The following is a 20086-nucleotide window of genomic DNA, read 5'->3' as shown; positions in this document are numbered from 1 at the left end:
TCGATGGATCTGGTTGCTTCGCTCACGAGGAAGACGATCCACCCTGGCTCAGCCTGGTACCAGAGTGTCCTTATCCTGGTATCAGGAGTACCTGGCAACCGGCTGCGCGGTGCGGCACCCTGGACCCATGACCACTGTGGCCCCGGAAAGCGACATGCGCCGGCACGAACTGGCGGACTTCCTGCGCAGTCGGCGCGAGCGCATCACCCCCGAGCAGGTCGGGCTCGTCCGCGGCCGCCGACGGCGCACCCCGGGACTGCGCCGCGAGGAGGTCGCGCAGCTCGCCGCGGTCGGGGTCACCTGGTACACCTGGCTGGAGCAGGCCCGCGAGATCCAGGTGTCCCCGCAGGTGCTGGACGCGCTCGCCCGGGCCCTGCTGCTGGACCGCAGCGAGCGCGCGCACCTGTTCTCGCTGGCCGGCAGCATCGACCCGGCGCCGCTCACGCCCTGCCCGAGCGTGACTCCGGCCCTGCGGGCGATGCTCGACCAGCTGGACCCGATCCCGGCCGCCGTCCAGAACAGCCGGTACGACATCCTCGCGTACAACACGACGTACGGGCGCCTGCTGTGCGACCTGGACCGGGTGGCGCCGGAGGACCGGAACTGCATGTGGCTGGCGTTCACCGACCCGGAGTGGCGGGCGGCCGTGGTGGAGCTGCCCGAGAGCAACCGGCTGATGGCCGCCAAGTTCCGTGCCTCGATGGCCGAGCACCTGGCCGAGCCGGCCTGGAAGTCGCTGCTGGCGCGGCTGGAAGCGGCGTCGCCCGAATTCCGGGAGATCTGGGCGCGGCACGAGGTGGTCGGCCAGGGCGGGAAGTCGAAGTACATCCGCAACCGCCATGTCGGCGTACTGCACCTGGAGCACACCAACCTGTGGCTGGGACCCGCTTCGGGACCTCGTCTGGTGACCTACGTGCCGATGGACGCGGAGACCCGCGAACGCCTCGAACGCCTCCGGTCGCTGTCGCTGTCGTTGTCGCCCGCGTTGGCCTGACCGGTCCCCACCGCCCCCGGCGCGGACGTGTCGCAGGCGGAGGGGGTGGGACGAGCGGTGAGGATCGAGGCCATGGGCTTCCTGCTGCCGGTCTCCTGCGCGCTGTTCGCGGCGCTCAGCAATGCCCTCGCGACGGTGCTCCAGCGGCGGGCGGCGCTCACCGTGCCGCAGGGCAGGGGCCTTCGGTTCAGACTGATCCGCGACCTGCTGCGGCGGCCGTTGTGGCTCGCGGGGATCCTGGCGGTGATCGCGGCCGGCGTCGGGCAGGCGGCGGCGCTGGCCACGGGTGCGCTGGCGCTGGTGCAGCCCCTGTTCGTACTGGAGCTGCCGCTCGCGCTGCTGATCGCCTCGCTGGTGGCGCGGCGCCGGATGCCGGGGGCGGTGTGGCTGGCCGTGGGCGGCGTGGTGGCCGGGCTGGCGATCGTACTGGTGTCGGCGTCGCCGGCCGGGAACCGTACGCACGTACCGCTCCATCGCTGGGGGCTGGCCCTGGTGGCGTGCTCGTCGGCGGTGGCCGTGCTGGCCGTGGCGGGACTGCGGCGACCGCCGGGCCGGATGCGGGCCGGATGCCTCGGCGCGGCCACCGCCGTCTGCTACGCGCTCACGGCCGCCCTCATGAAGTCGGCCATGCACGTACTCGACGAGCGCGGGGTCACCGGGTTCCTGATGGCCTGGGAGACCTACGCCTTCGCCGCGAGCGGCGTGTGTGCCGTGTTGTTCCTCGAACACGCCATGCAGGGCGGGCCGCTGGTGGCATCGCAGCCCGCGCTGACCCTCGGCGACGCGACGGTGAGCGTCGCGCTGGGTGTGCTGCTGTACGAGGAACACGTGCGCACCCATTGGTGGCTGCTGCCCCAGCTCCTGGGCGTGGCCCTGATCTGCGCCGGGGTGCTGGCCCTGGCCCGGGCTGGCGCGGGAGCCGAATGAGCTGACGGGGGTCCCGGCCCGGGCGGCCGGTCTCGGCCTGGACGCGGGTGACGTGGGCGACGGCCGCCGGGCCCGGTTCCGGCGATCGGCGCGTCGGACCCGGCACTCGCCCGCACCTGCCCGGCGATGACGGCCAGGCGGCCGTCGGCGCGGCAGGCGATCCACGGCAGGAACGTGCGCAGCGCCGGGGCCACGACCTGCTGGAGCGCGCAACGCCGACGGCGCCTGCTGCGGGTGTTCTCCCTCGCAGTCGCCCGACCGCTGGCCCGGCGACGCTGAGGACGACAGCGCCGCCGGGCCGCACGGGACGGCGGTACGGCCCCCATCGCAGTCCCTGGCCGCCGGGCCGGAGCGCGGGGGGGGAAAACCGGGAGCGGGCGGTGGGCGTCCCAGGGTGTGGGGGTGGTGGACGTGCCGGACGGTGCGCGACGGGTTCGCAGGGTCGGTACGGCGGTGCTGCCGGTGCCGGCCGCGGCGGCCGTGTACGGATGGGCGAGCTGGTGTTTCGCGGGCTCGTCGGCGCCGGTGGGTGCCGTCGCGCTGGTGGGCGGGGCGGCCTTGGTGCTCGGCGCCTGCGCGGCGTACCTCGTGCTGGTCGGGGGCAGCGGCGGGTTCTTCGGGGCGCTGCTGCTGGCCCTCGGGATGCTGCTGGCGGTGGCGGCCGCCGACCAGGCGGCGCGGCGGCCGGCCGTGGCCGTCTGCGCGGTGCGCGAGGTCCACACCAAGGTGCAGAGTTCCGCCGGTGAGGGCGCTCCGCCCGAGCGGACGGTGTACCGCTTCGCGCTCGGCTGCCCGGGCGGCTACCCGGCCGAGCTCAAGGAGGACCGGGCCGTGGCGGCGGTCGGCCAGGAGGTCCGGGTCGCCTACGATCCCGCGCGCCGGGTCTCCCCGGAGCTGGAGGGGGCGACCGCGCCGTGGAAGTCCGTTGCGTGGGCCGCCGCCCTCCTCGCCCTGAGCATGACGATCGCCTGGGCGAAACGGGCCCCCGTCCGGGAGACCTGATCCGGCCCGCCGCATCGGCCCGGCTCAGAACCAGTTGACGGTCAGGGGGAAGCTCGCGCCGGCGGTGGCCCCGGCGGAATCGGCGGCGGTCGCGGTGACCGTGACGGTGCCGCCGCTCCACGGCTTGCCCGTCACGCGTCCGGACGCCGGGTCGAGGGTCAGGCCCCAGGGCAGGCCGGTGGCGGCGTACCGGACCGGGCCCTGCCCGCCGGTGGTGGTGAGCCGGATGGTGCAGGACTGGTTGAACTTGCACGTCTGCGGGCCCGGGTCGGTGAACTTCAAATCACCGGGCGTGGGGGTGGGGGTGGGTGTCGGCGTGGGTGTCGGAGTCGGCGTCGGCGTCGTGCCGCAGCCCGGCGCGGCCTCCGGCGGTAGCGGCACCCGCCAGAGCTGGGTGTCGTTCTCCGACCCGACGAGCAGGTTGGCGCAGTCGGCGTACGTCACCGTCTCGCCCTGCGACTGGGTGGGCAGGGCGACGTCCGCGAGCTTGACCCCCGCCGTGTCGTAGACGGTGGCGGTGTTGGCGCCCAGCGGCCCGCCGCTGCGCAGCGTGTACGAGGCGCCCGTCGGGGAGAACGCCCCGTCGGTGGCGAACACCGGGCCGGGCCGGACCGCGGTGAGGGTGTTGAGCTGCCCGGTCACCGGCGGCAGCGGGGCCTGGTACAGCCGGCCCGCCGCGCCGATGATCTTGCTCGCTACGTAGAGCCGGCCGGTACCGGGGTCGGCGATCAGCGACTCGGCGTCGTGCTTGCCGTCTGCGTACGCGAAGCGGTAGGTCACCGGCGAGACGGTGGCGTCGGTGAGCTGGTCGGGCTCGGTGAAGGAGTGCACGGTGATCTCGGCCCGGCCGGCGAAGTTGTCCCCGATGTCACCGACGAGGATCGCGGGGCCGCCCGAGGCGTCCTTGCCGATCGCCAGTGCCTCCCAGTCGGTGTTGCCGACGCCGGAGACCGTGAAGGTGGCCGCGAGGCGGCCGGTGGTGGTGCCGCAGTCGATGGCGAAGACCTGGTTGGTGTTGCCGCTGTCGTTGACGGCGTACAGGACGCCCGGATGTTTGTGGCTCGTGGCGAGACCGCTGAGTTCGCTGAGGCCGCCGGGGAGGGTGCACCTCTTCTCCGGCGCCAGGGGCGCGGCCGCCGCCGTGGCGGTGGCGCCGCTCATCCAGGCGGCGGTCGGCAGGACCGTGGCCAGGGCCGCGGTCGCGAGGGCGGCGACGGCCAGGCGGGGTGTGAGGAGTCGTGGCATGCGCCCAATGTGACGGGGTGTCAGCACTCGCCGCCAGACCCGACGGCCGCCCGTCGGGGCATCGTTCGGTGCCGAGGGGGCATTTCTCGGCTCCAGCGCGTTTCCCGGGTCAGCGCACCGGTTCCCGCACGGGTGCCTTGTGCCCGGCATGTGCGATGAACGCGCGGGCCGCCCGGCCCAGCGGCCGGCGGGCGCGAGCCGGGGCCCGCCCCCGTCAGCGCGCGGGCCCTGTACCGCGACCGGTGGATGTTCCACGGCCCCCGCTTCGCCGCCGTGCACGAGGTCCGGTCCGTGGGCGCGGACGGCATCGAAGGCGTGCTGCGGGCGCTACCGGATCCGGGGGCGCTGCTGGACGCCGCGGGGCAGCTGTTCGGCCACTGGATGCAGCTCCGGCTCCCCGTGGACCGGCTGGTCTTCCCGGCCACCGTGGACCGCGTCCGCTTCTTCGGGCCCCAGCCGGCCACCGGAGAGCTGGTCGCCGCCACCGCCCGCATCCGCGAGGTGCAGCCGGTCACCGTACGCGGCGACATAGAGCTGCGCCGGGCCACCGGCGCCGTGTGGGCCCGGATCGAGGGGTGGACGTACCGCCGCTTCGGCGCCGACGAGCGGGTGTGGCCGATGAAGTTCACCCCCGAGGTGTGCGGTATCGGCGAACCCCGGCCCGAGGGCTGGTGCCTGGCCCGCCGTGGCTGGAGCGACCCCGCCTCACGGGAACTGGTGATGCGCCGCTACCTCGGCGCCGCCGAACGGGAGGTCTACCGTCACCGCCGCCTTCCCCCTCACCGTCAACTGGTTCTGACCGCCCACCCCCCGCGTGGTGCGGCGGAAGCGGTTCCTCCGCACCCCCGGGGCCGGTCCGGCGCGTCGTTCGGGCCCCCGCGGTTTCTTACGCTATAGTTGACCTTGAGCTCGGGGCCGCGAAACACGGCCTACGGGACATGCGTTGGTGGTCCAAGGAAAGACACCCCACTTCCCGTGGGGGGATGCAGGTGCAAGGCCTGCCCAGCGCTCGATCAAGGCCCCGGCCTCCTCACGGAGACCGGGGCCTTTTGTCGTGCGCCCACCGGGCGCCCCCGCCCGCGCGACCGGTCAGGAATGGAGAAGCGAACGCCGCCGCCCGCCCGTAGCGTGACCGGCACGGACACCGGTCGCGAGGATGGAGAAACGAGAAGCATGGCCATGAGGACGGACGCGCAGTCACCCACGCCGCACGTTGCCGACAGCCACGACGTGATCCGCGTGCACGGCGCGCGCGAGAACAACCTCAAGGACGTCAGCATCGAGATCCCCAAGCGCCGGCTGACGGTGTTCACCGGCGTCTCCGGCTCCGGCAAGAGCTCCCTGGTGTTCAGCACCATCGCGGCCGAGTCGCAGCGGCTGATCAACGAGACGTACAGCGCGTTCGTCCAGGGTTTCATGCCTACGCTGGCCCGGCCCGAGGCCGACGTACTCGACGGGCTGACGACCGTGATCACCGTCGACCAGCAGCGGATGGGCGGTGACCCGCGCTCCACGGTCGGTACCGCCACCGACGCCAACGCGATGCTCCGCATCCTCTTCAGCCGCCTCGGAGCGCCCCACATCGGCCCGCCCGGCGCGTACGCCTTCAACGTCCCCTCCGTCCGTGCGAGCGGCGCCATCACCGTCGAGCGCGGCGCCAAGAAGGCGGTGAAGGCGGCCTTCAGCCGCACCGGCGGCATGTGTCCGCGCTGCGAAGGCCGCGGCACGGTCTCCGACCTCGACCTCACCCAGCTCTACGACGACTCCAAGTCGCTCTCCGAGGGCGCGGTCACCATCCCCGGCTACGGTACGGACGGCTGGAACATGCGGCTGTACAAGGAGTCGGGCTTCCTCGACCCGGACAAGCCGATCCGCAAGTACACCAAGCGGGAACTGCACGACTTCCTGCACCACGAACCGACCCGGATGAAGATCGCGGGCATCAACATGACCTACGAGGGGCTCGTCCCCCGGGTCCAGAAGTCGATGCTCTCCAAGGACCGGGAGGCGATGCAGCCGCACATCCGCGAGTTCGTGGACCGCGCGGTCACCTTCACCACCTGCCCCGAGTGCGAGGGCACCCGCCTCAGCGAGGGCGCCCGCTCGTCGAAGATCAAGGGGATCAGCATCGCCGATGCCTGCGCGATGCAGATCAGCGACCTCGCCGACTGGGTCCGCGGTCTCGACGAGCCCTCGGTGGCGCCGCTGCTCGCCGCGCTGCGCCAGACCCTCGACTCGTTCGGGGAGATCGGCCTCGGCTACCTCTCGCTCGACCGCCCCTCCGGCACGCTGTCGGGCGGCGAGGCCCAGCGCGTCAAGATGATCCGCCACCTCGGCTCCTCGCTGACCGACGTGACCTACGTGTTCGACGAGCCCACCACCGGCCTGCACCCGCACGACATCCAGCGGATGAACGGCCTGCTGCTGCGGCTGCGGGACAAGGGCAACACGGTGCTCGTGGTGGAGCACAAGCCGGAGACGATCGCGATCGCCGACCACGTGGTCGACCTCGGACCCGGCGCCGGAACGGCCGGCGGCACCGTCTGCTTCGAGGGAACCGTCGAGGGGCTCAGGAGCGGCGGCACCATCACCGGCCGCCACTTCGACGACCGGGCCGTCCTCAAGGAGAAGCCGCGGACGCCCACCGGCACGCTGGAGATCCGCGGCGCGACGACGCACAACCTCCAGGGTGTCGACGTCGACATCCCGCTCGGGGTACTGGCCGTCGTCACCGGGGTCGCCGGCTCCGGCAAGAGCTCGCTCGTGCACGGCTCGCTCGTCAAGAGCCGGGGGGCCGCCGACGCGGGTGTGGTGTCGGTCGACCAGGGACCGATCCGCGGCTCGCGACGCAGCAACCCGGCCACGTACACCGGCCTGCTCGACCCGATCCGCAAGGCCTTCGCCAAGGCCAACGGCGTCAAGCCGGCCCTGTTCAGCTCCAACTCCGAAGGCGCCTGCCCCACCTGCAACGGCGCCGGGGTCGTCTACACCGACCTGGCGATGATGGCGGGGGTCGCCACCACCTGCGAGGAGTGCGAGGGCAAGCGGTTCCAGGCGTCGGTACTGGAATACCGCCTCGGCGGCCGCGACATCAGTGAGGTCCTCGCGATGCCGGTGACCGAGGCCGAGGCGTTCTTCGGCGAGGGCGAGGCGCGCACCCCGGCCGCCCACCGCGTCCTCGAACGGCTCGCCGACGTCGGCCTCGGCTACCTGACCATCGGCCAGCCGCTCACCACGCTCTCCGGCGGCGAACGGCAGCGGCTCAAGCTGGCCACGCACATGGCGGACCGGGGCGGCGTCTACGTCCTCGACGAGCCGACCGCGGGACTGCACCTCGCCGACGTCGAGCAGTTGCTCGGCCTGCTCGACCGGCTCGTGGACTCCGGCAAGTCGGTCATCGTCGTGGAACACCACCAGGCGGTGATGGCGCACGCCGACTGGATCATCGACCTCGGCCCCGGAGCCGGCCACGACGGCGGCCGGATCGTCTTCGAGGGCACCCCCGCCGACCTCGTCGCCGCCCGCTCCACGCTCACCGGCGAACACCTCGCGGCGTACGTGGGCGCCTGACCGGGGCCCCGGAGGCCGCGCGGCCTCCGGGGTGCCGTCCGGCCGCCGGCCGTCAGGCGGTGCGGGCGGGGACGTAGGCGAGGCCGTGGGCGCCCGGCTCGCCCGCGCGGTCGACGTGCAGGGTCGTCACCGCCTCCATGCGGGACAGGTCCACCACCGTCACCGTGCTGGAGGAGACCGCCGCGACGTAGCCGTACCGGCCGTCGGGTGACGAGGTGATCGTCAGCGGGAAGGCGCCGACCTGTACGCTGCCGAGCTCCTCGCCGTCCTTCCCGTACACGTGCAGGAGCCCGGGTGCCTGCTCGCCCAGCGCCGCCCCGCCCGCCCGCATGCGCAGTTCCCCGGCCAGCACCAGGTCCGTGGCGGTGACGTGGACGGGGAAGACCAGGCCCTGCGTGCGGTGTGTCCGGACCACGGCGCCGTCGGCCGTGTCGATCACCCGGACCCCGGCGTCCGGCACCGGGCCGGTGACCGAGAAGTCACCCTTGGGGGCGGCCGCGTACACGTACCGTCCGTCGCGCGACGCCGCGATGCCCTCGCTGCCCGGCACCTCGATACGGCCGGCCGGGGCTCCCGAACCGATGTCGACGACCGAGAGGAACGGCGCCTCCTTGTTGGCGCTGTAGGCCCGGCTGCCGTCCGGTGTGAGCGTGAACCAGTGCGGGCCGGGCGCCCCCACGGGCAGCCGGCGCACCGGCTCCAGCGAGTCCGCGTCGAGGGCCACCAGGGCGCCCTCCTCGGCTCCGTGCGCCTCGACGCTCACCCACAGCAGCTCGCCCGACGGGTCCAGGGCGATGCCGTGCGGCGCGCGTTCCGGCGCGAGGTCGATGACGTCGAGGATCCGCCGCCGGTCCGGATCGATCACGACGAGCTCGTGGGCCAGGCCGCCGTTGGCGTGGTAATAGCCGGACCGGTAGGTGATCGTGGCGTACAGCCGCCGCCGTACCGGGTCGAAGCACAACTCGTGCGGCTCGCTGGGGACTTCCAGCACGCCGAGCCGGCGGAAGTCCGCCGCGTCGAAGAAGGTGACCGTGGGGCCGCTCTGGCTCGCCACGGCGAGTACGTCGTTCGTGGTCGGTGTCATGGACCAGAGCCTGGACCCGGGTACGGATTAACTCCAGTGCACTTATGGCAAGGTGTCATTGCGCACGGCGAAATGATGCTGGCCGGACGCGGGTTGGGCGGACCGGGGAGTGAGGGGAGACACAGTGACGACTGACGATGCGGTGCACGACGCACTCGGCCGGCAGCTGGACCTGAACCTGCTGGTCGCCCTGGACGCGCTGCTGGAGGAGGAGAGCGTCACGGGGGCCGCCGCCCGGCTGCACGTGTCCGCGCCCGCCATGAGCCGCACCCTCGGACGCATCCGCACGGTTCTGCGCGACCCCGTGCTCGTACGCGCCGGCCGGCAGCTCGTCCCCACGCCGCGCGCCGTCGAGCTGCGCCCGCGCGTCCGCGCCCTCGTCCACCAGGCGCGCGCCCTCCTGGAACCCGAGCCGGTCACCGATCCCGCCCGGCTGTCGCGCGAGTTCACCGTCCAGGCGGGCGAGATGGTCCTCGCCGGACTCGCCCCCCGGCTCGTGCGCGCCGTCGGCCGCCGGGCACCCGGGGTCACCCTGCGTTTCATGCCGGAGGCGCTGGAAGGCACACCCGCCCTGCGCGAGGGCCGGCTCGACCTCGAAATCGGCGTCATCGGCCACCCCGACCCGGAGACCCGGATCGAGTCCCTGGGCCGGACCCGCCTGCTGGCCGCCGTACGCGCCGGACACCCCCTGGCCCGCCGCAAGACGGTCAGCGCCCGGGCCTTCGCCGCCGCCGACCACATCGGGGTGTCCCGCCAGGGCCGGGTGCGCGGGCCGATCGACGAGCGGCTGGCCGAACTCGGGCTGAGCCGCCGGGTGGTGGCCGTCGTACCGGGCTGGAGCACCGCGCTGTTCCTGTGCCGGGAGACCGACCTGGTCTGCCTCGCCCCGGCCGGCGGCCCGACCGGCCATCAGGAACTGCTGGGGCTCGGCACGTTCGAAGTGCCGCTGGAACTGCCGCCCGTCACGCTCGGCATGGCCTGGCATCCGCGCAACGACGCCGACCCCGCCCACCGCTGGCTCCGCGAACAGGTCCGCGAAAGCTGGCGGGCCGGCGGCGTTCCCGGGTAGACGGGCCGTGACGGACGGAAGGACGGCCTGCATGGGCGAGATGTTGATCGGCACGTGTTCGTGGACGGACAAGGCACTCATCGGCAGCGGGTGGTACCCGCCCGGACGGCGCGATCCGGAGGGGCGATTGCGGCACTACGCCGAACAGTTCCCGGTGGTGGAGGTGGACTCCGCTTACTACGCGCTGCCCAGCGAGCGGAACAGCAGGCTCTGGGTCGAACGCACGCCGCCGGGCTTCCGGTTCGACGTCAAGGCGTTCTCCCTGCTCACCGGGCACCCGACCCGCACGGACGCGCTGCCCGCCGACCTGCGCGGCCACGACGCCCGCGATCCGGAACTCCTCGACGAGGTCTGGCGCCGGTTCCGCGCGGCGCTGCGACCACTCGGAGAGGCCGGCCGACTGGGCGCCGTACTCTTCCAGTTCCCTCCCCGGTTCCGGCCGGGCGTACGGGCGGAGACCGTCCTGCACCACACCAGGACGCGGGCCCCCGGGCTGCCGATGGCCGTGGAGTTCCGCCACCCCGACTGGTGGCGCGACGAGTGGCGCGACCGGACCGCCGCCCTGTTGCGGGACCTGGACGCCACCGCCGTGGCCGTGGACACGGTCCGCTCGCTGCCCACCTCCATGCCGCCCGTCACCCCGGTCACGTCCTCCGAGCTCGGGGTGGTCCGGTTCCACGGCCGCAGCACCGCCTGGGGGACCGGCAGCAAGGAAGACCGCTTCCGCCACACCTACAGCCGCGGCGAGCTGGCCGAATGGCTGCCCCGCCTGCGCTCCCTCGCGGACCGCGTGGACCAGCTGCACGTGCTGTTCAACAACTGCTGCGGTGACGCCGCCGTGCGCGCCGCCCAGACCATGCGGAACCTGCTGGACCACCCCGAGGGGGCGGGCGGATCGGCGCCGGCCGCGACGGGTCACCCCGCGCCCGGCCCGGGCGGCCAGCGCGTCCCGCCCCCCTGATCGGCGCCGACGCCGGAGGCCGCCTCCGGCGCCGGCCGACGCCTGGGCCCGCGCCGAACCGAGGAAGCGCTCCAGTTCGGCCCGGTCCCGGGTGCTGTCGCGCAGTTCGGCGAAGGCGCTCCGGCGGGCAGGGCCACGAGACGGCCTCAAGGTCCGGCTGCACGGTGTGGTCGCTCTCGCCCACGGGAGTGATCCGCACGGCGCCCGGGCCCGTGCGCTCGACGCTGATCCCGAAGAAGGAGTCCATGACGGTTCTCCCGCCGGGAGGTCCTCGTAGCGGTGCCTGTACCTGTCGCAGAACACCTGCGCCGCCGTGCGCAAGCGGGCCGGGACCGGGTGCGTGCCCCCGCGCGGTCGGGCGGTGCGGCCTATCCTGGAGACGGCGGCTGGTAGCGCGAGCGGCCTCCCGGCCGCCGGGCCCGGCCACGGGCGCGCACCCCTCTCCGAACCACCGCGCCCGCGTGCCGGCTCAGCGCCCCGATGACGACGCGGCCGGCCCCCGCGGCCGACGTGGACGACGGGAGGACGGACCGTGCCGGAACAGGGTGAGCGCCGGATCGTGCTGGTCCGGCATGCCAAGGCGGTACCGAAGCACGTCACGGAGGACTTCGAGCGCGCGCTCGCCGACCGGGGCTGCCACGACGCCCCCCGGGCGGGCAGCTGGCTGCAGCGGTCCGGCTTCGCGGTGGACCTGGCCCTGTGTTCCTCGGCCCGGCGGGCCCGCCAGACCTGGCAGCTGATGCTGCCCCGGCTGAGCGAGCCGCCCCCCACCCTCTACCAGGCCCGGCTCTACGAAGCCGAGGCGCACGACCTGCTCTCGGCCGTGGCGGAGGCCTCGGCCGAGGTGACCGGCCTGGTCCTGGTGGGTCACAACCCCGCCGTCCACGAGGTCGCCAAGAGCCTGTGCGGCGGCGGCCCGAAGCAGCTGGTGCACCGCCTCCAGCACGCCTTCCCCACCTCGGCCGTCGCCGTACTGACCGTGCACGGCGGCTGGGCGGGCGTCGCGCCGGGCGCGGCGCGGCTGGCCGCCTTCTGGACACCGGGCGACGACTGACCGAACCCGCCCCCGGCCGCCGCGGCGGGTGCCCGTCACCGCGGTGCGGGTGGCACAGTGGGGGCATGTGTGGCCGTTACGCATCCACCCGCGCCCCCGCCGACCTGGCCGGCCTCTTCGAGGCCCGCTGGGATCCGCGCGAGACGCTCGCCCCGAGCTGGAACGTCGCCCCCACCGACCCGGTCTGGGCCGTCGTCGAACGCAAGGACCGGCACACGCACGCCGTCGAGCGCAGGCTGCGCTCCGTGCGCTGGGGCCTGGTCCCCTCCTGGGCCAAGGATCCGGGCGTCGGCGCCCGGATGATCAACGCCCGGGTGGAGAGCGTCCACGAGAAGCCGGCCTTCCGCCGGGCGCTCGCCAAGCGGCGGTGCCTGCTGCCCGCGGACGGCTTCTACGAGTGGCGGACCGAGCCGGCCGGCCATGACGGCAAGACCTACAAGCAGCCCTACTTCATCCGCCCCGAGGACGCTTCGGTGATGGCCATGGCCGGGCTCTACGAGTTCTGGCGCGACCGAGGCGTCGCCGACGAGGAGGACCCGGCGGCCTGGCTCACGACGGCCACGGTCATCACCACCGAAGCCGCCGACGCGGCCGGTCGCATCCACCCCAGGATGCCCCTCGCCCTGGACCCGGCGGACTACGGGGCCTGGCTCGACCCGGCCCACCAGGACGTGAACGCCCTGCGCGCCCTGCTGCACACCCCGGCCGACGGCCGGCTCGCCGTACGGGCGGTGTCCACCGAGGTCAACAGCGTCCGCAACAACGGTCCCCACCTACTGGAGGACGCCCCCGCGCGGTGAGGAAGGCGGCCGCGCGCTCCCCCCACGCACCGACCTCGGCACGGGTCCGGGCGACGTGCAGTTCCGCGCCGGGCAGCGACCGGGCCAGGGTCCGCGCCGTCGACAGCGGATGTCCGGGATCGCCGTCCCAGGCCAGAACCAGGGCCGGCAGCCGCAGCGCGCCGAGCGCGGCCGGTGCGGGCAGGTCCGAGAGGGCGAGCCCGCGCAGGACCGCGGGAAGGATCCGGGCCGGCGGCGTGGGCGGGAACCGCGGTACGCCGGCCACCACCGCCGGGCCCGGCCGCGCGGCCCGGCCGGCGAGCCAGCTGTCCGCTCCGTGCCGTTCGACGGTCTCGGCCGCCGACCGGTTGGCCCGGGCGTACTCCTGCCGCGTCGTCCACGCCGTGGGCGGGATCAGCAGCACCAGTGCGGAGAACCGGGCCGGCGCCCGGACGGCGGCGTGCAGCACGGTGGCACAGCCCATCGAGGAGCCCATGGCGTCGGCCGGGCCGGGGACGCCCAGGTGGTCGAGGAGGGCCAGCAGGTCCGCCGCGAGGCTGTCGTAGGTGTAGTCGGCGGCCACGGCCGCGCCGGTGGACCGTCCGTGCCCGCGGGCGTCGTACCGCACGAGGCGCCGCCCCGCCCGCAGCAGCGGCGCCCAGTCGAACAGGCCCGTCCGGTCCTCGACGGCCCTGCTGACGAAGCCGCCGTGCGCGTACACGGCCAGCGGGCCCTCGCCGCGGTCCTCGTAGACCAGTTCGGCCCCGCGGCACCGGAAGCGGCCTTCGCGGCCGGCCGGGTCCATCACGGGGCCCTGCTGCCTTCGCGGTGGGCCCGGGTCAGGACCGCCCGTCCTCGGGGGAGCCGAAGTTGCCGTAGCCCTTCAGCTCGTGCGCCGTGCGGCGGCTGCCGTCCGAGGGGAACGTCCGGGCCTCGGCCTCGCGGCGTTCCTCGGGGCGGCCGGCGCCCGCGGGCCTGCGGGGCTGCTGGGCCGCGGTGGGCGGCTTCGGCTCGGCCGCGCGCCGTTTCATGCCCCACCACACCGCCCCGATCAGCAGGACGACGACGATCACGCCGATCACCGAGGCGAAGGCGGTTCCCGAAGCGCTCATCGCGAGCGCGGTGGCCGAATTCATCATGGAGCCGTTTCCTTTCGTCGGGCGCCGCCCCGGGGCCGCGGGCGGCTCCGGGGCGGACGTCCTCTTCTCCCACCGCGCGGCTGCCCGCCCCGCGCGGGGCGAAACGGCGCGAACGGGCGCCCTCAGCGCGGGGCGTGCCCGTCGGGGGAGAGGTGGTAGACGGCGAAGGCCCGGTCGATGACCGGCATGGCGACGTTGCGCACCCGGATCCCGCCGGCCGTCATCCCGTGCTCCTTGCCGGCGTGGGCGTGGCCGTGGACGGCGAGGTCGGCGCCCGCCCCGTCGACGGCCTCGGCCAGCAGGTAGCTGCCCAGGAAGGGGTAGATCTCCCTCGGTTCCCCCGCCAGGGTGTCCTCGACGGGGGAGAAGTGCGTCAGCGCGATCCGGATGGTGCACTGGGCGCCCCGGAGTTCGTCCAGCGACTGCCGCAGGCTGTCGGCGCTGCGGCGGGTGTACTGGACGAACGCCTTCATCTCGGGCTCGCCGAAGTCGCTGGCGCAGCGCCCGGCGAAACCGCCGCCGAACCCCTTGGTGCCGGCGACGCCGACCCTCGTGCCGGCGATGTCGAGGACCACGCCGTCGCCTTCCAGGACGTGGACCCCGACCCGGGCGAGCTCCTCCGTGACGGCGGCCTCCTGGTCGCTCTGGTAGTCGTGGTTTCCCAGCACCGCCGCGACCGGGACGGGCAGCCCGGCCAGTTCCCGGGCGACGACGCGGGCTTCCTCGGCGGTGCCGTGCCGGGTCAGGTCCCCGGCGAGCAGCAGCAGGTCGGCGTGGTCGCCGACGGTCTCGAAGGCCGGCCTCAGCGTTCCCTCGCTGCCCGGTCCGAGGTGGATGTCGCCGACGGCCGCGACGCGGATCATGACAGCTCTTCCGAGTGGTCGGGCGGTGCGGCGCAGTTCACCGTCAGGTCCTGGTGCCAGGGCACGCCCGCCAGCTCCTCCCCGGCGATGCGCAGCACTTCCGCCCGGCAGTCGGCGCTGGTGACGCTGCCCGACAGGTGGGCGGTGGCCCCGTGCATCTCGATCCGTACGCCCAGCTCGGCGATGTCCTCGCGGGCCAGCCGGTCCCGCAGGTGCTGGATCCGGTACTCGATCAGCTCGGCGGTGTTCATGCCGTTCATCCGGGTCGTCCCCTCACTGCGCCCTCGCTCCGCTCATGACCTTCATGCCGGCCGTGCCGTTCAGGTCGTCCGCCGCGGCCCCGCGCTGCTGCTGGGCCGGCTCCCCGGCCGCCTCCCGGTCCCGCCTCGGTGCGATCACCCGCAGCCGTTCGAGCAGGTAGAAGAAGGCGTCCGCCAGGGGCGTGTCCCGGTGGTCCCGGTACATCCGGTCCCAGTCGATCTGCTCGCGCAGCATCCGGGCCATCGGCAGCAGGTCGCCGTAGTCGCAGTAGTGCTCGCACAGCGCGGAGAGCCGGCTGTCCATGAGGTCGGTGGGGGAAAGGACCGGCATCCACACCGAGTCCACGGGCAGCACCACCGCACGGTCCAGCAGTTCCCGGCTCACCGGACGGCGCGCCAGCTCGAAGATCAAGTCGATCTCCTCGCCGCCCGCCCGGCCCTTGACCAGCCAGTCCTCGGGCGCCCGGCGCATGGAGATGCCGCCCGCCTCCAGCGCCTTGGTCACGGCCTCGGCGTCCTCGCGCATGACGCAGAAATCCGTGTCGTGCTGGAAGCGCGGCGGCAGGCCGTGCGCGAACGCGGCCACGCTGCCCGCCAGCGCGAACGGCTGCCCCGACGCCTTCAGCAGCGCCGCGACCCGTTTGGTGGTCTCCAGGATCGCCTGCGTATGGTCGTGCGGCAGGGGCCCGTCGATCTGCGCGGGGGCACGCAGGTCCGCCAGCCGGGCGACGTCACTCCCGGCTCGGGCAGCGCGGTTCTTCGCAGAATGGCTCACTGCAATCACTCGTCCACTGGCTCGTTCCTGAGCGGCCGCGGGGGGTCCGCAGCCGCGGAGGGCGGCAGTCAGTCCTCACCGCGCACGATATTCCAGCCGGGGCCGCGGCGCGCGGGCTCGTCGACGGCCGACACCTCCTGTCGTCCCTAGAGCGCTTTCGTGAATGGTGAGCGGTTACCCCCTCGGCGGCGCCTCATACGTCCGCTGGTGCGGGGGCCGCGGTCAGCGCCCGCCTCCGGGCTCCGCCATGCGGTGGTGCATCAGGGCTTTGACGCGGTCGGGCAGGATGCGGTTGGCCACGGCGCCCTGGAGCTTCGTCTTCACCGAACCCGCGACGATCTTCTGCCGGCCCGCCGTCATCGCCTGGTACCCCTGCTCGGCGACCAGCGCGGGGTTGTCCTTCTTCGCGCGTCCCACGCGGGTGTCGAGCATGTGGGCCCTGCGGAAGAAGTCCGTGGCGGTGGCGCCGGGCATCAGGGACGTGACGGTGACGCCGGTGCCCCTCAGCTCGTCGCTCAGGGCCTGGCTGAACGACTGGAGGAAGGATTTCGACGCGTTGTACACCGCCTGGTACGGCCCGGGCATCGTCGAGGCGATCGAGGACGTGATGAGTACCCGGCCGGCCCCGCGGGCGACCATGTCCGGCAGCAGCCGTTTGGCCAGGTGGACGGCGGCGGTGACGTTCAGGTCGATGATGCGGGCGTCGTCCGCCAGGTCGGTGTCCAGGAAGGCACCGCCGTGTCCGACCCCCGCGTTCAGGGCGAGCGCCGCGACGGGGCGGCCGAGGCCGGAGACCGCCCGGCACAGGGTCTCCACCCCGTCGTAGCGGGCGAGGTCGGCGCGCACGGCGGTGACCTCGGTGCCCTGCTCGCGCAGTTCCTCCGCCGCGAGGGCGAGGCCGCCGTCCTCGGCGGTCACGAGCAGGTCGTATCCGTGTCCGGCGCATACGCGGGCGAGTTCGAGGCCGATGCCGCTGGAGGCGCCGGTGATGACGGCCAGAGGGCGATGGGTGTCCATGCGGCTGCGGCTACCCGGTGCCCGTGCCGGTACGCCCTGCCCCGCCCGGTCAGTCCCGGGCGGTCACCCGGATGCTCTTGACCTCGCTGTCGGCGGCGTCCGGCACGACCATGCCCGCCTCCACACCCGTGCGCAGGTACCGCAGCACTTCGCTGGTCAGCCGGTCCCCGGGCACCACCACGGGAATGCCCGGCGGGTACGGGGTCAGCATCTCCGCCGCGATCCGGCCCACGGCCCGGTCCGCCGGCACCTGCTCGGCCGGGCCGAAGAAGGCGTCGCGGGGCAGTGCGGCGGACTCCAGCCGCAGCCCGGCCGGGTCCGGGACCTCCACCCGGCGGGCCGGGCGCAGCTCGTCGGCGTGCGCGGCCAGGTCCCGCAGCGCCTCCAGGAGACGGTCGGCGGTGTCCGGCCCGTCGGCGTGCGTCAGCTGGGCGCTGATCCGGCGGTGGTCGGACAGGTGCAGGTTGATCCGGTGTTGCTCGCGCAGCCAGTCCGCGGCCCGGTATCCCGTCGTCCCGAGTCCGGTGATGTCGATGATGATCTGGAGCGGGTCGAGGTCGAACGCCCGGCCCGGACCGCAGAAGTCCTCGCGGCCGTGCACGTGCATGCCCTCGATCTCCTGGACCCGCTTGCGGACCGACTCGGCCAGGGCCAGCGCGTCGTCGTAGAGGGCCCGGCCGTGCTCGACCATCTGGCGGCGCCAGCCGTCCAGGGCGGCGTAGATCAGCACCGAGGGACTCGTGGTCCCCAGCAGGTCCTCACGGCTCTTGAGCACCTCCGGCCGTACGAGATCACCCTGGAGGTGGAACACCGATCCCTGCTCCAGCCCCGAGCCCATCTTGTGCACGGAGGTGACGCACACGTCGGCGCCTGCGTCCATCGCCCAGGTCGGCAGGTCGGGATGGAACGGCAGGTGCGCGCCCCAGGCCTCGTCCACGATCAGCGGCTTGCGGTGCTCGTGGCAGATGCTCGCGGTCGCCGCGAGGTCGGAGGAGGTGCCGTACGGCGTGGGACCGGTCACCAGGGCGCCCTTGGCGTCCGGATGGGCGGCGAAGGCCTCGGCGAACGCCTCTGCCGACGGCGGATGGGCCAGATGGCGTTCCGCGTCCCAGCTGGGCTCCACCCACACCGGCCGGATGCCGGACAGGATGAGCCCGGACACGACGGCCTTGTGGGCGTCCCGGCCCACCAGCAGCTTCTCGTGCGGTCCGGCCACGGACAGCATGGCCGACTTGACCGACAGCGAGCTGCCGCAGGTGGAGAAGAAGGCGTGGTCCGCCCCGACGGCGTCCGCCATGAGCTGCTGCGCCCGCTCCAGCACCCCGTGCGAGGACGTACGGTCGTCCAGCCCGCTGGTCGCGAGGACGTCGGAGTGGAACACCGCGTCCCCCAGCACCGCGCGGACCCGTGGGTCCGCGCCGCGCGCCTGTTTGTGGCCGGGCGGTGTGAACGGGGTCTGGCCGTCGGCGTGATAGGCAGCGAGAGCGTCGAGAACGGGCGCTTGTGACTGGTCCATGCGCCGCGCCTGCCCGGCTGCCACGGCGGGAAACGACGTACGGCGCCGACCGCCCGCCGGGGTGACGGGCCGCGGGGTGTGCCCGGCCCCGGGCGGGGGTTCAGTCGAGCCGGACCGCGAGCACGCAGGCGTCGTCCTCGTGGTCGTCGGCGGGATCGGCGGACATCACCCGGTCGAGCGTCTCCCGCACGCCCAGCCCGGCGCAGGACTCCAGCACCTTGCGCAGGGTGTCGATGCCGTACGTGATGTCCTGGCCGCGCCGCTCCACCATGCCGTCGGTGTACAGCAGCAGCAGGTCCCCGGGGTACAGCTGAACGGTCGCGGTGGCGTACTCGTGCCCCGGCAGCAGGCCGAACAGCGGCCCCCGGTGCTCCGTGTCGAGCGCCGTGGCCGTGTCCCCGCGCAGCAGCAGCGGAGCGGGGTGCCCGGCGCACGCCCACCGCAGGTTCCGCCCGGCGTCGATGTGGCCGATGATCCCCGTGGCGGTCTCGGCGGCCGGATCGGAGCACAGCAGCTCGTTGAGCCAAGTGGTCAGCTGACCGGCGTGGGTGCCGGGGGAGTGTGCCAGGCCCGCGAGGGCGTGCCGCTGCTGCGCCATCCGGGCCACCGCGTCCAGCCCGTGGCCGCAGGCGTCCCCGATGGCCAGCAGGATCCGGCCGTCCGGCAGCAGCCGGCACTTGTACCAGTCCCCGCCGACCGAGGCGTCCTCCTCCGCCGGCAGGTACGCGGCTGCCACCGAGACGCCGAGGGCCTCCAGTTCGGCGGAGTGGGTGGGCAGCAGCGCTTCCCTGAGCGCCGAGGCCACCCGGTGCTCGGCCGCCGCCTCCTCGCGCAGCCGTTCCGTCTGGCGGCGGGTCGCCGCCAGCCGCTGCCGGCTGCGCACCTCGGCCGTCAGGTCGCGGGCGATCAGCCGGAGCAGCCACGGCAGCCCGTCCGTGGCGATGACCGGGTGGCCCACGAGGGTCAGGGTGCGGATCTCGCCGAGTACGGTGAACCGGACCTCGGCGCCGGGCGGCTCCTCCCCGTCCAGCAGGGCCGTCATCAGCTTCGCGAAGCGCGGGATGTCCTCCAGCAGCACCGCGTCGCACAGCTCCGTCAGCGACAGCGGCCGGCCCGGATCCGTACGGAAGATCGAAGCCAGCCCCTCGGACCAGATGACGGCTCCCGACAGGAGGTCCCAGGTGCCCCACCCCAAGGAGGCGATGTACTGGGCGTCGAGCGACATCATCTCCGTCCGGTTCAGGGCCGGACGCCACGTCGCCAGCACCCGGTCCCCGCACGAGGCGGCGTCGTAGAGCAGCTTCGTGCGGTGCAGCCCGTCCCGGTGCTGCTCGGTGTAGTCCACGGCGTACGAGTGGACGGCGCGCCCGGTGTCCAGCACCTCGCTCAGGGCGTCCACCAGGCCGCCCGCCGCCGCGCCGGGCTGCACCTCCAGCAGCCGCCGGCCCACCTGGGTGTCGGGGGTGTCGAGCCACTGCGCGGAGCGGACGTGGTTGCCCGCGCGGACCGTGAAGTCGACGACCCGGCCCTGCGCGTCCCGTACGGGGGCGAGCAGCGCCGCCGACACCGGGATGGCCGGCAGCGCCGCGCAGACGCACCCCCAGGGATCGTGGCCGCCCGGCCCGGCGGAATCGTCGGAGCAGGAGTGCGAGGCCCCCTCGCCCCCGCCGCACGCGCAGCCGGGCGAGGCCTCCTCGGCCGCCGGGGCCCGGTCGTCCTCGCGCACCCCCGCGTCCCGGCGGGCGGCGGCGCGCAGCGCCGCCACCTCCCGCGCGATGAGCAGTTTGAGGGAGGCGGGATCCTGCGGGACGACCGGGCTCATCCGGATCCA

18 protein-coding genes and 1 pseudogene are annotated in these 20086 nt (G+C 73.9%); 9 read left to right on the top strand and 10 right to left on the bottom strand.

The features are described from left to right. Window positions 1-127: 127 nt before the first annotated feature. The 3 genes from ACZ4M3_RS23060 to ACZ4M3_RS23050 all read left to right on the top strand — a co-directional run bounded on the left by ACZ4M3_RS23060 (window position 128) and on the right by ACZ4M3_RS23050 (window position 2923). Window positions 128-994 carry an MmyB family transcriptional regulator gene (locus ACZ4M3_RS23060; protein WP_467735440.1) on the top strand — a complete coding sequence of 289 codons (867 nt, stop codon included), beginning with the start codon at window positions 128-130 and terminating at the stop codon, window positions 992-994. Window positions 995-1066: 72 nt separating this feature from the next. Continuing rightward, on the top strand, window positions 1067-1921 hold the full coding sequence (locus ACZ4M3_RS23055) for a DMT family transporter (RefSeq protein ID WP_467735494.1): 855 nt from the start codon (window positions 1067-1069) through the stop codon (window positions 1919-1921). 405 nt (window positions 1922-2326) lie between these two features. Beyond that, window positions 2327-2923, top strand: coding sequence for a hypothetical protein (locus tag ACZ4M3_RS23050; protein ID WP_467735438.1), 597 nt, complete (start codon window positions 2327-2329; stop codon window positions 2921-2923). A 24-nt stretch (window positions 2924-2947) separates the two neighbouring features. Here the strand turns inward: ACZ4M3_RS23050 and ACZ4M3_RS23045 are convergent, their stop codons facing one another. After that, complete coding sequence (locus ACZ4M3_RS23045; protein WP_467735437.1) at window positions 2948-4168, bottom strand: putative Ig domain-containing protein; 1221 nt, start codon at window positions 4166-4168, stop codon at window positions 2948-2950. Window positions 4169-4372: 204 nt separating this feature from the next. Between ACZ4M3_RS23045 and ACZ4M3_RS23040 the strand changes: the two are divergent. Continuing rightward, a pseudogene (locus tag ACZ4M3_RS23040) lies at window positions 4373-5065 on the top strand (polyketide synthase dehydratase domain-containing protein); the annotation flags it as partial. 276 nt (window positions 5066-5341) lie between these two features. Continuing rightward, complete coding sequence (locus tag ACZ4M3_RS23035) at window positions 5342-7738, top strand: ATP-binding cassette domain-containing protein (RefSeq protein WP_467735435.1); 2397 nt, start codon at window positions 5342-5344, stop codon at window positions 7736-7738. Between the two features lie 52 nt (window positions 7739-7790). Here the strand turns inward: ACZ4M3_RS23035 and ACZ4M3_RS23030 are convergent, their stop codons facing one another. Further along, entirely contained in the window at window positions 7791-8822 is a 1032-nt protein-coding gene (locus ACZ4M3_RS23030; RefSeq protein WP_467735433.1) for a YncE family protein, read from the bottom strand. Between the two features lie 124 nt (window positions 8823-8946). Here ACZ4M3_RS23030 and ACZ4M3_RS23025 point away from each other — a divergent pair, with 124 nt between their 5' ends. The 4 genes from ACZ4M3_RS23025 to ACZ4M3_RS23010 all read left to right on the top strand — a co-directional run bounded on the left by ACZ4M3_RS23025 (window position 8947) and on the right by ACZ4M3_RS23010 (window position 12706). After that, window positions 8947-9891: a LysR family transcriptional regulator gene (locus ACZ4M3_RS23025; RefSeq protein WP_467735431.1), complete on the top strand. Its 945-nt coding sequence runs from the start codon at window positions 8947-8949 to the stop codon at window positions 9889-9891. Between the two features lie 31 nt (window positions 9892-9922). After that, window positions 9923-10852, top strand: coding sequence for a DUF72 domain-containing protein (locus tag ACZ4M3_RS23020; RefSeq protein ID WP_467735429.1), 930 nt, complete (start codon window positions 9923-9925; stop codon window positions 10850-10852). Window positions 10853-11384: 532 nt separating this feature from the next. Continuing rightward, the gene (locus ACZ4M3_RS23015) at window positions 11385-11906 is read left to right on the top strand and encodes a SixA phosphatase family protein (RefSeq protein WP_467735427.1); all 522 of its coding nucleotides are present in this window, start codon (window positions 11385-11387) and stop codon (window positions 11904-11906) included. Between the two features lie 65 nt (window positions 11907-11971). Then, complete coding sequence (locus ACZ4M3_RS23010) at window positions 11972-12706, top strand: SOS response-associated peptidase (protein ID WP_467735425.1); 735 nt, start codon at window positions 11972-11974, stop codon at window positions 12704-12706. On the opposite strand, the gene ACZ4M3_RS23005 is transcribed toward ACZ4M3_RS23010, so the two are convergent. From ACZ4M3_RS23005 to ACZ4M3_RS22970, 8 genes are all read right to left on the bottom strand, one after another. Beyond that, the gene (locus tag ACZ4M3_RS23005) at window positions 12651-13490 is read right to left on the bottom strand and encodes an alpha/beta fold hydrolase (RefSeq protein WP_467735492.1); all 840 of its coding nucleotides are present in this window, start codon (window positions 13488-13490) and stop codon (window positions 12651-12653) included. The two genes, ACZ4M3_RS23010 and ACZ4M3_RS23005, sit on opposite strands and share 56 nt — an antisense overlap. Window positions 13491-13524: 34 nt before the next feature. Further along, complete coding sequence (locus ACZ4M3_RS23000; RefSeq protein ID WP_467735423.1) at window positions 13525-13824, bottom strand: DUF6479 family protein; 300 nt, start codon at window positions 13822-13824, stop codon at window positions 13525-13527. A 122-nt stretch (window positions 13825-13946) separates the two neighbouring features. Then, window positions 13947-14687 (bottom strand): metallophosphoesterase family protein, encoded by a 741-nt coding sequence (locus tag ACZ4M3_RS22995; protein WP_467735421.1) that lies wholly within the window; start codon window positions 14685-14687, stop codon window positions 13947-13949. Next, entirely contained in the window at window positions 14684-14947 is a 264-nt protein-coding gene (locus tag ACZ4M3_RS22990) for a hypothetical protein (RefSeq protein ID WP_467735419.1), read from the bottom strand. Before ACZ4M3_RS22990 ends, ACZ4M3_RS22995 begins: the two co-directional genes overlap by 4 nt. A 13-nt stretch (window positions 14948-14960) precedes the next feature. After that, the gene (locus ACZ4M3_RS22985) at window positions 14961-15722 is read right to left on the bottom strand and encodes a nucleotidyltransferase family protein (RefSeq protein ID WP_467735418.1); all 762 of its coding nucleotides are present in this window, start codon (window positions 15720-15722) and stop codon (window positions 14961-14963) included. Between the two features lie 222 nt (window positions 15723-15944). Then, window positions 15945-16739 carry an SDR family NAD(P)-dependent oxidoreductase gene (locus tag ACZ4M3_RS22980; RefSeq protein ID WP_467735416.1) on the bottom strand — a complete coding sequence of 265 codons (795 nt, stop codon included), beginning with the start codon at window positions 16737-16739 and terminating at the stop codon, window positions 15945-15947. Between the two features lie 49 nt (window positions 16740-16788). Next, window positions 16789-18255 (bottom strand): aminotransferase class I/II-fold pyridoxal phosphate-dependent enzyme, encoded by a 1467-nt coding sequence (locus ACZ4M3_RS22975; RefSeq protein ID WP_467735414.1) that lies wholly within the window; start codon window positions 18253-18255, stop codon window positions 16789-16791. 100 nt (window positions 18256-18355) lie between these two features. Continuing rightward, entirely contained in the window at window positions 18356-20077 is a 1722-nt protein-coding gene (locus ACZ4M3_RS22970) for a PP2C family protein-serine/threonine phosphatase (protein ID WP_467735412.1), read from the bottom strand. Window positions 20078-20086 lie beyond the last annotated feature (9 nt).

The organism is Streptomyces sp. NPDC026522, from assembly GCF_055567555.1.
The sequence above is the reverse complement of the archived record's forward strand: the minus strand, read 5'-3'. Positions and strand labels throughout refer to the sequence as shown.